The sequence below is a fragment of the Methylotuvimicrobium buryatense genome, from assembly GCF_005931095.1.
GTDB classification, from domain to species: Bacteria; Pseudomonadota; Gammaproteobacteria; order Methylococcales; family Methylomonadaceae; genus Methylotuvimicrobium; species Methylotuvimicrobium buryatense.
Map to the genome: position 1 here is coordinate 430,014 of NZ_CP035467.1, position 14,055 is coordinate 444,068.

Here is a 14,055-nt window from a genome sequence, read left to right on the forward strand (position 1 = left end):
GGTGTAGTTTAACTCAGAAATATCGGAACGTCAGAAACAAAGCATTTCGTTTGTAATGGGCGCTTTAGAAAACGGAACATGCCCTTGCTCAGAGTATATAATGCGTTTTGATCAAGCCAACGCATTAGGAGATGATACGATGAAAATACCTACCCTATTTACCTCGTTGTTTTTATTGGCACTCAATACTTCCTCGACGCTAGCGGCCGATCTCGACCGTGCGCAAATCGAACAATTGCTAAGCACGGCCACAAAAGAGAAACCGGCCGATTTGCGCCGGAAGGACTTACGCGGAGTCGATTTATCCGGCTTGGATTTTCGCCATGCCGATTTATGGGGTGCCGATTTGAGAAAGGCCGACTTTAGCAATAGTAATTTGTCCGGTTTGGTATTGGATTTGACCGTGATGACCGGCATCAATCTATCCGGCGCCGATCTTTCGAATAGCAGCGTGTTCGGCGTCAGTTTAGTCAAGGCCAATTTGAGCAAGGCTAATCTAAGAGGCAGCCGTTTCATTGCCGTGATGGACGGCGCAAATTTAAAAGGGGCCGATCTGAGAGAAGCCAATTGGGGCGCGGATATGAAAAATCAGCCGATGGGTTTGATGAGAGCCAATTTGAAGGGCGCCGATTTGACCGATGCCAATTTAGCCGGCGCCAATTTGAGTCGGGCAATGTTGCGTTTGGCCAAATTGAAGGGAGCCAATCTGCAAAACGCTAATTTAATGGTCGCCGACATGGCCGGTGCAGACCTCACCGGCGCCGATTTGTCGGGTGCCGATTTGTCCGAAGCCAAACTGCTGGATACCGATTTTTCACAAGCCAACCTTGCCGGCACGAAATTTCATGGCATTAAAGATAAAGCGGAACTTAAAGGTTTAGAAAAGAGTAAAAATTTAGATCAAGCGCTGTTCGATTGATTCTGCTTTGTCAATAAGGCTGAGTTAACAAACTTCAATAAAACAATATTCCAAAGCGAAAAAGTATGAAATTTAAAGGCAGTCCCGAATTTACGCATAAACAAAACGATAAAGTCGGTGTTTTGATTACCAATCTCGGTACGCCGAAAGCGCCGACCGCGAAGGAGTTGCGCGTTTATCTTAAGGAGTTCTTGTCCGACCCTCGGGTCGTCGAGGTTCCCCGGTTCATCTGGTGGTTCGTCTTGAACTTTATCATTCTGCGAATTCGGCCCAGGCGTTCGGCAAAATCCTATAAGTCGGTATGGACCGACAAAGGATCGCCCTTGATGTTTCACACCCGACATCAAGCCGAAGCCTTGCAAAAAAATCTACAGACGGATTGGGGGGGCGATCTGGTGCTCGATTTCGCGATGCGCTATGGGACTCCGTCGATCGCATCGGTATTGGATAAACTATTGCAACAAGGCGTCCGAAAATTATTGGTGCTACCGCTATATCCCCAATATTCTGCATCGACGACCGCCTCGACTTTCGACGCCTTGGCGGATCAATTCAAAAAGCGCCGTTGGTTGCCGGAATTGCGCTTCATCAATCACTATCACGATTTCGACCCATTCATTCAAGCCGCGGCCGATCATATCCGGCATCATTGGCATGCACATGGCCGTACCGATAAATTGATTTTTTCTTATCACGGCATTCCGCTGCGCTATCTACATAACGGCGATCCGTATCACTGCGAATGCTACAAAACGTCTCGATTGATCGCCGAAGCGCTAGAACTGGCTCCGGACGAATACATGACAACGTTTCAGTCTCGTTTCGGCCGGGAGGAATGGCTTAAACCTTATACCGACGAGACGCTGAAGGCTCTGCCGGGACAAGGCTGTAAGTCGGTTCAAATTTTCTGTCCGGGCTTTGCCGCCGATTGTCTCGAAACGATCGAAGAAATCGGCGTCGAAAATCGGGCGTATTTTTTGAGCAGCGGTGGCGATCATTACGAATACATTGATGCGCTTAATGCCGAGCCAGGGCATATCGACGCGCTGGGTCAATTGATTCGGCAACACCTTCAAGGCTGGGAAATCGAACACGATACAGAGAAGCGCGATCGTTTGGCGAAAGCGTTGGGGGCGAAGGTTTAGGGTTTAGTTAGCGGTTAATGGTAAGCAGTGAGCAGTAAGCACATGTTCACTGCCATTAAGTTAACGGAAACCCGTCATTCCGCCATGGACTGGCGGAATCCAGTGCCATGGATGGCAAGCTTTTGAGCTACATTAGAGCCTGAATGCAAACATTCCTTATTTCTATGATGGCTTAACTTGATGGCTGTGAAGTAGAAAATAGTGCTAGACAAGCGTATAACATGCCTCACAATCCAGCTAACCGCTAACCGCTAACCGCTAACCGCTAACCGCTAACCGCTAACCGCTAACCGCTAACCGCTAACCGCTAACCGCTAACCGCTAACCGCTAACCGCTCACTGCACAAAAGTTCCCCAACAAAAAAATTCAGGAGTTTTTCCTATAGGTAAAAGGGATAACGCTCACTAAAATGGCCGCTTTCAAAAAAGTGGCTTATGAGTGGTAGCGCAATGTCTTTAACTTCTATAATAAAAATCGAATCTAATCAGAATGCGACGGGTAGCGGGCAAGGCCAAATAGCGCCGTTCCGCATGTGCTTAATGACGGTAGCCGTGTTGGCCGCCGTGAATGCTAATGCGGCTAAAGTAGATGATCGTCCACCGGCCGTAAAACTGCCTCCTCTGGAAATTATCGGTGAAGAACCTTCGCAATTAGAGCATATTCCTGGCTCCGGCTTCGTCATCGATAAAACGACACTCGATCGGCAAGGTCCATTGTCGACGAAGGATGCATTGCGCACCATTCCGGGTATTCACATCGTTGACGAGGACGTGTTGGGACGGCGTTTTAATTTAGGCATACGAGGATTGGATCCAAGGCGATCGGTTCGCACGCAATTACTGGAAGATGGTGCGCCGATACAATTGGCGCCTTATAGCGATCCCAGTAATCACTACATCCCAACCAATAAACGTATTGATCGTATCGAAGTCTTGAAAGGTTCCGGACAAATCATGTACGGGCCGCAAACTGTCGGCGGCGCGGTCAATTTTGTTAGTGCGCCGATTCCTGAGGAGTTTGGCGGATCGATTTCGGCGGCCGGCGGCAATAACGGCTATTACGATACTCACTTAAGATTGGGCGGCACGCTCGATAATGTCGGCCTGTCTTTGGATTACATTCGGCAGGAATCGGACGGCAACCGCAGTGGCCAACATCAAGAAGTGGATGATTTGGCGCTCAAAGCCTTGATTAAAATCGATGACCGTCAACGTCTGATGCTAAAAGGGATATTGACTCATGAAGATGCGGATATGGGCGAGGCCGGCCTAACCAGCGAAATGTACCGACGCAACCAGCGCACCAATCCGTTACGGAACGATAGTTTCGAAGTGCGCCGTTATGCAGGGCAAGCGCTCTATGAATTCGATATTTCCGATACGATGCAATTCAGCACCAATATCTACGGAAATCATATGTTCCGGGAGTCGATTCGGCAGGCTAACGATTCCTCGCAAATGAATAACTGTGCTAATCGACGCGAACCGATCTCCGCCGATGTGGCGCCGACCTGCGGGAATGAACAGCGGCCCAGGACCTACAATGTGTTTGGCATAGAACCCAAGCTGGTGTTCATGCATGACGCATTCGGCCTACAGAGCGAAACCACGCTGGGTATACGCGGGCATTTTGAATGGGCCGACCGCGAACGTTATGTCGGTAATGCCGGGCCGAGAGATACCACTCAAGGCAGGGAAAACAACAATCACGGACGAAATCGTTACCAAGACAATTCATTAGAAACCCAAGCGCTATCATTTTTCGCACAAAATCGCTTCTTTCTCGGCGACTTTACCGTAACGCCGGGGGTTCGTGTCGAGCATTATTATCAAGACAATATCAACAATATCGACGGAGCCACGGAAAGTTTAGTTAGGACGGAAGCCCTTCCTGGCGTTGGCGTGACCTATAATGGCATAGATAACACCACGCTATTTGCCGGGGTTCATCGAGGTTTCGCGCCAGGCAGAATCGGTGATTTCGTCGATCCGACGAAAAATATCCTTAGCCAAGTAGAGCCCGAATTAAGTTTGAATTACGAAGCCGGTGTTCGAACCTCGCCTACACCGGGTGTTAATCTGGAAATGACCTATTTCCGAATCGATTTTGAAAATCAAATTGTGGAAGACATAACGGTCGAAGATACTCGATTTGTCAATGTCGGCGAAACTGTACACCAAGGGGTGGAAACCGGTTTTCGTTTGGATTCCAATCAATTATTTGGTACCGATTATAATTATTATTTAACAACGTCTTACACCTATCTCGATGCATATTTTGCCAGTAACGAAGCCAGGGCGGGGATCGTTAGAGATAATCGTTTACCTTATGCACCGGAGCATTTAATCAACGCCAATGTCGGTGTCGAAACGCCTTGGGGTCTAGATATACGTTTTGGTATTCAAAGCGTTAGTCAGCAATATGTCGACATTGAAAATACCCGAGAAGAGAATGCGAACGGACAAGAAGGCATTATTCCCGGTTATACGGTTTTCAATGTCTCGGCAAATTATCAAGTTGTCAAAAACGTCAATGTATTTATGAACGGCTATAATCTGAGCGACAAAAAATTTATAGCCAGCCGTGTAGATGGTATTCACCCGGGCCAGGGGTTTCAAATGATGGGCGGTGTGAAGTGGACTTTCTAACGGTGATTTTTTAAAGTTGCGACAGCTAAGATTGACTGTGTAAGATAAAGACGGCCGATAAGGCCGCCTAACTAATGCCGAAAACACAATGACTTTGTCATTGTTCCCACGCTCCGTGCCGTCACTGTCATTAAGTTAACGGAAACTTTTAATTTCGCTACTTCCCAAGCCCTAACTTGGGAAGTAAAAGCCGGAAGCACTGGCTTCCCGAAACCTACTGGAGCGATTGGGCTTTTCTTCGCTGTAATTGCTGCAAGCGAAAGAATATTAGCTTCTTTTTCACTGGTATCGCGAAGCTAGAGCTTCACGTATTGGTTTCCCAAGCAGGAGCTTGGGAAACAGCAGAAAGGCCATTGTTGCTTGAGCGTTAGCGGCTTCGATAGCCAGGTAGGTATGCATCGCGTACCTTTTTTGAGGCTTGGGGTATAGCGGAAAGCCTAGACTATGCTATCAGGTACGTACCCTCTACGGTTGATGCCCCTTCAACTTTTTATGTTAATTAATGAGGTCTATCTATCATGAACCATAATTATAAAATTATTTGTTTGAGTGCCTTGCTGGGTTTATTCGGCACAGCAGCCGTTGCACAAGACAATACGGGCTTCGACGCCTGTCGGAAAGCTGTCGGCGAAGTAACGCAAGACCCGATTGTCAAAATGAAGTTTAAAAACAAAAAAGGCGTCGAGTATTACAAGATCAAGGCAAAATCGGCTGACGGCGCTAAGTGGGAGTTTAAATGCGATAAAACCGGCAATATTTTCGAAAAAGAACAAGAATTGTCGAGCGCCGATCATCCGGCTTTTGCGGCCTTGAAGAAAATCGACGAAGCGCAGGCCCGAAAAATAGCGCTAGAAGCCTATCCGGGCACGATCAGCGAAGTGGAATATGAAATCAATACCGACGGTTTTGCGGTCTATGAATTCGAAATAAAAATGGCGGATGGACGCGAAATGGAAGTCGAAGTCGACGCAGGAACCGGTAAAATCATCAAGGCCGAGGATGATTGATTTTTATAGATAGCACCAGCGCGCCGGGCGGTCAATTAACCTAAAAAGAGCAGTTGGCATGTGTTGTAGACCGTTCGTGCTGAGCCAAGTCGAAGCATGAAGGGTCTACAACACTTTCACCGGCTTGGTGAAGCCTCAAACTACCGTTCACCCTTCGACAAGGCTCAGCCGAAGGGCTCAGGGCGAACGGTAGTTTGAGGCGCTCAGTTGTTCTTTTTAGGATTAAAAGCAATATCGCGCAGGGGCGCGGAGAATTTATAAAACGACTCATACAACGTGGCTTTCAATGGGTGACAGCCACATTCAGCAGCTTGTTGCACAAGTCCTATGCCCGACTTTCCCGAGAGCTCGGACATCATGACTTCTCTCGTAGTAAACGAGACACCCGCATTCCTGCATCATTGCTATCCTGCTCTTTTAATTTCCGCGACCCTGCACTGCCTTAAGTTAACGGAAACCCGTCATTCCGCCATGGACTGGCGGAATCCAGTGCCATGGATGGCAAGCTTTTGAGGTACATTAGAGCCTGATGCAAGCATTACTTATTTCTGTGATGGCTTAACTTAATGGCAGTGGCGCCTAGGCTGTCGAAATTTACCGATTTTCAGATCAGCAAAAATGACTGTTTTATGGATTTTGAGAAAATAACTGGCGCTTTATAACTTATGATCATCAACAATTTCCAAGATATTTTGCTTTTTTTTCGACAGCCTACCCTGCGCCTCTGTGCCATCAATTACTATCAACGTGTTTTTTCAGTAAATAAGACAACAAGGGCGGCGTCATCAGTGTGGTGATGATTACCATCAGCACGATCACCGAAAAGACTTCGGCAGGTAAGATGCCGGCGGTGTGGCCGGCCATAGCAAACACTAATCCAACCTCGCCGCGCGGTACCATGCCTATGCCGACGACCATTTTTTTAGCGGAGCCCGCACCCAAACCCGCAACCAGTTTACCGACGACCGCTACCACGGTCAGAATTAATGCGGTCAATAAAGTTTGCGTGTCGAATAAAGTATCGAGTTTTACACTCATACCGGTCAACACGAAGAAAATCGGCGTAAAAAAGTGATATAGCGGGTTCATTAAATCCTCGACATGCTTTTCGGCATGCATGTCGACGACTTTCATGACATTGTCTCTAATTTCTCCCGTTTCGTGTTGCACGCAAGCTTTTAAGTCGGTGACGATTTCAGGGTCATGGAAAAAACGAAAATGTACTTGATCGAGCACCAAGCCTGCTGCAAATGCCCCGATAATTGGTGAAAGTCCTGCAACATGCGCGAAATAAGCGAAACATAAGCAGAAAGTGACTGCTAAGCCGAATTTCATACCGACGCCGGAACTGATTTTGGACAATGCATGTCCGATCGGAGATGCCGTATAGTGACCGAGAATCACAGCGCCGAATAAAAACAAGAAGGATTCGCCGAAAATGCCGGCGATTTCTCCCGAGCTGATGCTGCCGACCGTACCGATCGCCATGACGATCGAAAATGCGATCAATGCAAGGACATCGTCGAATACCGCAGCGCCCAAAATAATTTTGGCCTCCTGAGAGTCGAGCATCTTCATGTCTCGGAAAATACTGGCTGCGATAGCCACTGACGTTGCCGTCAGAGCACCGCCGATCATCAAATAAACATGATGTTCAAGTCCCGGCATCAGCAAAGGTCCCGCGACGAAGGCGCCCAGCACGAACGGGACGACAACACCGATCAACGCCACCAGCAAAGCGCGGGGGCCGACTTTCATCATCTCGCTGATATTGGATTCCAAACCAATTTGAAACAAGAGAATAACCACGCCCAGTTCGGCGAAAAACAAAATGTGCTGATCGAGCTTTACTGCTTCGAAAAATTCGATGCCGATGAGTCCTAGATTGCCGAGCGCAAGGCCTAAAAGCAACTCGCCCAAAATAGCCGGTTGCCCGACTTTTTCGATTAGGCTGCAGGTTTTTGCGCCGATAAGTAAGATAGCGATGAATAAAAAACTGCGGGCATCGATCGGATCGCTGCCGTCTATCGTCGGCGATGCGCCAAAAGCAGGGCCTGCGAGCAGTGCAATAAAGATAAAAGACCAAAGCCATTGTCGATTCATTCGTGTATCTCCTAATTTTGGTGATTTTATTTATACCTTATGTCCATAACACTTTTAGAGTCAAATAATTGAATAAGGTATCTTTTATTTTGCTTTTGTGATTAACGTTGTAACCAAGCTATGTGCACGAGAGGAGTATTGTTAACAAGAGTGAATAGAGCGTGCTAAAAACCGTAAATGTGATTGTGTGAAGTATAAGTTATTCTAAGTTGTCGTTTAGATTATGAATTTAAAACGGCAGCAATTCCCAATTTGGAGATCAAAAAGGGGGTGGGGTATGCTTGGCGAGGATGTCGGCAGCAGGGGCAGATTTTTGCTCCTGCAAAATCTGCATTCACACCATCCTTGGCGCTTAGCTGCCGCCAAGCCCCCATGGATGGGTTTACGGCGCTCCTCGACAGGCATACCCCACACCCTAAAATCGGCGAAACTGCTCAAACTGGGAATTACTGTTAAAACGGGGTGAATAATGACCTTTGTTAAATTGAAAGCTCATAGTAAGTTCAGTCTGCTATGCTAGTGCTCATCGATTTGGGATTGACTCTTTATTTGATCGAAAAAGTTAGTATACCCTTTGCTGGTCAAATTTCGGCGCCGGGGGGTCCGTCAAAAGACGCGGTGAATACGTCAATGTAGGCTCTGTGACAGCATCCCTGCTGTCAAAGCCTTTGCCGAACACCCCGGCGCCTCCATGCGTCAATGCCGAAATTTGAAGTGCGATGGGTATAAATTTTTCGAATATAAAGTGAGTAATGGTTTTTGCCGAATCATTTCAGGCGCGAAACGGCACTGAATATTGATTGCGTAACGCTATATTCGATGATTAACGCCGCAGCCTTTCGGGTCTTGATTAACATTGTTTACTGGACAATCCGGGGGGGTACAGCAGGATTTATTCTTTTTTATCGTCAGCAGTTGGCAGAATCAGCAATAAGAACTCATAACAATTAGGAATTACTGCTAAAATGACGCCGATTTATTTAATGAATAACTAAATAAGAAGACTATGCGCCTTAAACTACTTGCCTCCGGGCCTCATACTTTTACAACAGCAGGCTTGTTATGTACGGTCCTGTTGAGCGGCTGTGCTGCGACTCCCGCCAACCCGGACGATCCATGGGAGGGTTGGAATCGTAGCGTACATTCGTTTAATGAAGATCTCGATCATTACATCATGAAGCCAATCGCCAAGGGCTATGAGTACGTGACGCCTGAGCCGGTCAGTCAAGGGATCACCAATTTCTTTAGCAATATCGACGATATTGGCGTGGTTCTCAACGATATTTTTCAATTGAAATTGGCTCAGGCTGGAAAAGATACCGGACGTTTCTTTCTTAATACTACATTAGGCTTGGGAGGCTTTTTCGACGTAGCAAGCGAAGTCGAATTGCCCAAAAATATTGAAGATTTTGATCAGACCCTCGGTTATTGGGGAGTACCAACCGGTCCATATTTGGTGCTGCCGTTCATCGGCCCCGGTTCTCCGAGAGGTGTAGTCGGTCTGGTTGGCGATGCATTGATGGATCCGTTGACTTATACAATGTTTGCCGGAGCAGCGATTAGCGCAGCGAGTACTGCGGCCAATGCGATAGAGGGTGTCGATAAGCGTGCAGGATTGTTGTCTTCGGAGAAGATTTTAGATGAAGCCGCAGTCGATCGTTACGAGTTCATCAAGACCGCTTATTTCCAACGCCGCGAATACTTGGTTAGGGACGGTGTTATGTCGCCGGACGATCATGATGATTTGTTCGATGATCTGGACGGCTATTTTGACGATGAAGATACCAGTCATCACTTGCAATTGGATAGTCCCGCCGATAAATAGTACGACAGGCTGATTAAAATTACATAAGCAGGCGATTGTTGAGATACATTTTGCAGTCAAATTTCATTGCCTGTATGCCCGCAAAGACCCAGTCCTAAATTACCAAGATTGTTATTCATAGCCAATGGACTATGGAATTTAGGTGTTGGGTTTGCATAACGCCAAAGATGGCGTGTAGTAAAGGGCTCTTAGACGATGATGTTGGGGGCTGCCAAAATAAAGCCAACTTAAGGAAAAACGCGTCATTCCGCCAGGGATTGGCGGAATCCAGGGTCAGGGTGGCAATGCTTAGTTCACACTCATGTAACCTGAATATCGGCAATCCATGCCGATATGACGAATAAAGCAACAAATACACCATAGTAAAGGCACTAATTTGGCGCTTATGGGGAATGCTGCTCGGCAAAGGCTTTGATAGCATGGATGCTACATGGACGTATTTACGGCGTCCTTTGACGGACACCCCGGCACCGAAATTTGACAAGCAAAGGGTATGCCCTAATACGCGCCATCCGTGACGTAATGCATTTTCTGCATTCGCACCATTTTTGTAACTCGGAAATTGCCGAGGAGCAAAAAGCAAATAATTCATTCGGCATTATTCTCATCTATCTTCTTAATTCGTCTTATACGCCACCAGGCCGCCAGTACACTGCCGATAATCGAATGAAAACTTGCCGAAATGGCCGAGGGTATTGGTGCCAGGGCCATTTGTGCAAAGCTGGATTGAGCAAGTACCGCGCCTAAACCGGAGTTTTGCATGCCCACCTCGATTGAAATTGTGCGGGCTGCGTTTTCTTCAAGCCTCATCAAACGCGCCATTGCATAGCCGATTGTAAACCCGCCTAAATGCAACAAAGCAACCGAGCTCAATAACGGTAAAGCAGAATCCTTTATCGTGCCTGCATTTGCACCAATGATGCTTGCGCAAATCAAAGCGATGACGATCACCGAAACGAGCGGTGCGACAGGTGTTACAGCCTGAACCAATCGCGGCGTATAACGATTCAACAACATACCCGACAAAACCGGCAGAATCACCACTTGTAGAGTATTGAAGAATAAGCTCCAAGCATCCACTGGCACATAGGCTCCGGCTAGCCAGTGAGTCAATAGCGGTGTCATGACAACGGCGGCGAATGTAGAGCACATCGTCATCAATACCGATAGCGCGACATCGGCATGAGCAATGTAGCTGACCACGTTAGATGCGGTGCCGCCGGGACAGCATGCCACCAGTATCAGGCCGACCGCCAATTGCGGATCGAGAGAAAATCCATAAGCTATGGCACAACCCAAAAGGGGCATTACGAGAAATTGTGCAACGACACCGATTAAAACCGGTCGAGTCGTGCGCGTTACCCGGCGGAAGTCCTCGAAGCTTAGGGTAATGCCCATGCCGATCATGATAATAGCCAAGCCCCAAACGATCATCGGACCGCTGAACCAAGTAAACCAAGCAGGAAAAAATAATGCTAAGCCGCTACAGGTAATGACCCAAAAAGGAAAAAGATTGGCGAGCAAATTAAGTAAGCGAAGCACGTCGTTTTAAACCGAATAAATGAATGGCGACAAGTATACTTCAAATGGGCGTATTTGCTGTTGATCAAACCAGAGCTTATAAATTGATTATAAAAATTCCGGCATACCATTCTAGCGATGGTGTAGCGCGGGGCGGGTTATTCAATCCGCCCCGAACGTTTCGAATTGATTTGGCCCTGAACGAAACCTTAAGTGCGAGGTTTTAAGCCCATAAGCGCCAGCCTAATGCCTATTCTATGGTGCATTTGCGGCTTTATTCGTCATATCGGCATAGATTGCCGATATCCAGGTTACATGGATGTGAAGCTAGGCATTGCCACCCCTGACATTGGATTCCGCCAATTCATGGCGGAATGACGTGTTTTTTTCTTAAGTTGGCGCCTATGACTGTGAACTCCGTTTACGATAGAGATAACTAGCGAATTTAGGTCAAGCGCTTATCTGAATTAAGGTCAAAATAAGCTTACTTATGTAATCTATTGCTGACAAAAAACCGCCTAAAAAGAAATTTCTTTCTTAGGCGGTTTAATCATACGAACCTTCGGCCATTGCGCGTAATAAAGATGAACGAATGGCCAAAAACTCAAAAGGTTTTTGTGGGCGAGTCGACATGGGCAACGCGAAAAGTGCTTAGCAATTCACTGAAATCGATATTAACAATAACAAGATGATTTCTCTAAATAAATTTTTGCTAAGCAAATCACATCAATTATTTCTGAAATTTATACACTGTAACCCAACCGGAACGAAAAAAGCTTTCAAAGTGCTTTTAGAGGCTTCAGTCAATCGAAAATCATAACAGGGCAAAACCATCGAAAGGTGGTGACGCAAAGTTTCCAGTCTAACGGAGTTACTCCTATGACAGTGGGATTGCTAAATTGGCATAACGCAAAACCTACGCCAATTTATATTCAACTTCAAGGAACTCCTTCGGACCTTTATTAAAATTAAGGAGTGGGGTCATGAACTCTAACAGCCGAAGAAGTCAAAAAAATCAAAACACATTCAAACCAACTCAACTTTCCAAGGCCTTAGCGGCGGTATTGATTGCTGGCGTATTCGGCGGCGCAAGCGGAACAACGTATGCAGCACCCGATAAACCTTGGAAAGAAGGTCAAATTCTGGTCAAACCGAAAGCCGGATTATCGGACATCGAGTTTGACAGAATATTAAAACGAAACAATGGGCAAGGCAAAGGCGCCATCGGTAACTTAAACGTTCACATTGTCAGCGTGCCTGCTCAAGCAGAACAAGCCGTCGTACGGGCGCTTTCCAGAAATCCTCATATTGAGTTTGCCGAACTCGATATGGCGGTCGAATTGAGTTTCGTTACACCTAACGATCCAAGATATGGAAATCAATGGCATTTACCGAAAATTCAAGCGCCCACTTCTTGGAGCTCTTCCAAGGCCGACAATACCGTCATTGCGATTTTAGACACTGGTGTCGATAGTTCGCACTCAGATTTGTCCGGCAAGCTAATTCCGGGCTGGAATTCGGTCGATGGCAGCGGCGATACATCCGATATTAACGGTCATGGTACAGCGGTAGCGGGGGTTGCAGGCGCCGCAACCGATAACGCCAACGGCGTTGCGGGTGTCGCATGGAATGCCCAAATATTGCCGGTAAGAATATCCAATCGTAGCGACGGTGCCGCTTATTTCAGCGATATTGCTCGCGGCTTGAACTGGGCGGCAAATCAAGGTGCCGATGTCGCGAACATCAGTTATGGCGTTTCCAACAGCTCTGCGGTTACCAATGCGGCGCAATACATGCGCAGCAAAAACGGCTTGGTCGTGGTGGCGGCAGGTAACGACGGCATCGATCCTGGCTTTGCCGACAATCCTTATATGATCAGCGTTTCTGCGACTACCAGCTCGGATGCTAAAGCTTCTTGGTCGAATTACGGCGCGTTCATCGATGTTGCGGCGCCGGGCGCATCGATTCAAACCACTTCGCGGGGCGGCGGTTATGGTAATTGGAACGGCACATCGTTCTCATCTCCGGTAACTGCCGGTGTGGTTGCCCTGATTAAAGGCGCGAATCCAACGCTGACGCCCGATGAAGTCGAACAAATCTTGAAAGCTTCTGCCGATAAAATTGCCGGTGATTTTCATCCCTATTACGGTCATGGGCGGGTGAATGCCGCCGTAGGGGTTGAAATGGCGCAAAGCATGGTGAATGTCACTGTCGATAAAGAGGCACCCTCAGTCAATATTTTCTCACCAACAGGGGGAAGTACCGTCAGCGGCTTGGTTGAAGTCGAGGTCAACGCCACCGATAATGTCGGTGTAAGCGAAGTGACGCTGTATGCCAATGGTCTCTATGTCGGTACCGATACGACCGCACCTTACCAATTTAGCTGGGATTCAAGCCAAATCGCAGATGGTTCTGTAACCTTGAGTGCAACCGCGATCGATGCGGCGGGTAATGAAGGGGTTTCAAGCGATGTTAATGTAACGGTCAAAAATGCGATCGAACAAGTCGAAGAGGTTGTTGATGAACCTGTCGAAGAAGTAATTGAAGATATTGCAGCTCCAACCGTAGCTATCAGTAATCCAGCCGACGGCAGCCGAGTAACGAAGGTAGTTAAAATAGACGTTTCAGCCGAAGACGACGTAGCGGTTGCCAATATCCGGTTATTCATTAACGGCAGAATGGTAAGTTCAGTTGATGGCGGTAGTTTATCCCACAATTGGAATACCAATCGAGAAAGCCGAGGTACCTATATCATTGAAGCGATCGCGACCGATACTTCAAATAAAACGGCTAAACATACCATTACAGTTTTCAAATAAGCAAAACTAAAATCTGCAACCAAAAACGCCGGCGTCAGTCGGCGTTTTTTTGGCTGGATTTTTATAA

The 14,055-nt window shown here is 47.2% G+C and carries 9 protein-coding genes and 1 riboswitch; of the genes, 6 read left to right on the top strand and 3 right to left on the bottom strand.

All coding sequences use genetic code 11. From position 1 onward, the window contains the following. Positions 1-139: 139 nt before the first annotated feature. The 4 genes from EQU24_RS02045 (at position 140) to EQU24_RS02060 (ending at position 5,720) form a co-directional block, all read left to right on the top strand. On the top strand, positions 140-919 hold the full coding sequence (locus EQU24_RS02045; protein ID WP_040575679.1) for a pentapeptide repeat-containing protein: 780 nt from the start codon (positions 140-142) through the stop codon (positions 917-919). Between the two features lie 65 nt (positions 920-984). Next, a complete protein-coding gene (gene hemH, locus EQU24_RS02050) occupies positions 985-2,064 on the top strand; it encodes a ferrochelatase (RefSeq protein WP_017841097.1) in 1,080 nt (359 codons plus the stop codon). A gap of 450 nt (positions 2,065-2,514) precedes the next feature. Next, positions 2,515-4,713 (top strand): TonB-dependent receptor family protein, encoded by a 2,199-nt coding sequence (locus tag EQU24_RS02055; RefSeq protein ID WP_235726409.1) that lies wholly within the window; start codon positions 2,515-2,517, stop codon positions 4,711-4,713. Between the two features lie 518 nt (positions 4,714-5,231). Further along, complete coding sequence (locus EQU24_RS02060) at positions 5,232-5,720, top strand: PepSY domain-containing protein (protein ID WP_017841095.1); 489 nt, start codon at positions 5,232-5,234, stop codon at positions 5,718-5,720. A gap of 203 nt (positions 5,721-5,923) precedes the next feature. Here the strand turns inward: EQU24_RS02060 and EQU24_RS22205 are convergent, their stop codons facing one another. Further along, complete coding sequence (locus EQU24_RS22205) at positions 5,924-6,079, bottom strand: hypothetical protein (protein WP_017841094.1); 156 nt, start codon at positions 6,077-6,079, stop codon at positions 5,924-5,926. Positions 6,080-6,452: 373 nt separating this feature from the next. Next, a complete protein-coding gene (locus EQU24_RS02065; protein WP_017841093.1) occupies positions 6,453-7,823 on the bottom strand; it encodes a cation:proton antiporter in 1,371 nt (456 codons plus the stop codon). 1,006 nt (positions 7,824-8,829) lie between these two features. On the opposite strand from EQU24_RS02065, the gene EQU24_RS02075 reads away from it, so the two are divergent. Then, entirely contained in the window at positions 8,830-9,648 is an 819-nt protein-coding gene (locus tag EQU24_RS02075; protein WP_017841092.1) for an MlaA family lipoprotein, read from the top strand. A 588-nt stretch (positions 9,649-10,236) separates the two neighbouring features. Here the strand turns inward: EQU24_RS02075 and EQU24_RS02080 are convergent. Beyond that, positions 10,237-11,190, bottom strand: a complete 954-nt coding sequence (locus EQU24_RS02080; protein ID WP_017841091.1) for a bile acid:sodium symporter family protein — start codon at positions 11,188-11,190, stop codon at positions 10,237-10,239. A gap of 792 nt (positions 11,191-11,982) precedes the next feature. Beyond that, positions 11,983-12,068, top strand: a riboswitch (cyclic di-GMP riboswitch). 84 nt (positions 12,069-12,152) lie between these two features. On the opposite strand from EQU24_RS02080, the gene EQU24_RS02085 reads away from it, so the two are divergent. Further along, positions 12,153-13,988 carry a S8 family serine peptidase gene (locus tag EQU24_RS02085; protein WP_017841089.1) on the top strand — a complete coding sequence of 612 codons (1,836 nt, stop codon included), beginning with the start codon at positions 12,153-12,155 and terminating at the stop codon, positions 13,986-13,988. Positions 13,989-14,055 lie beyond the last annotated feature (67 nt).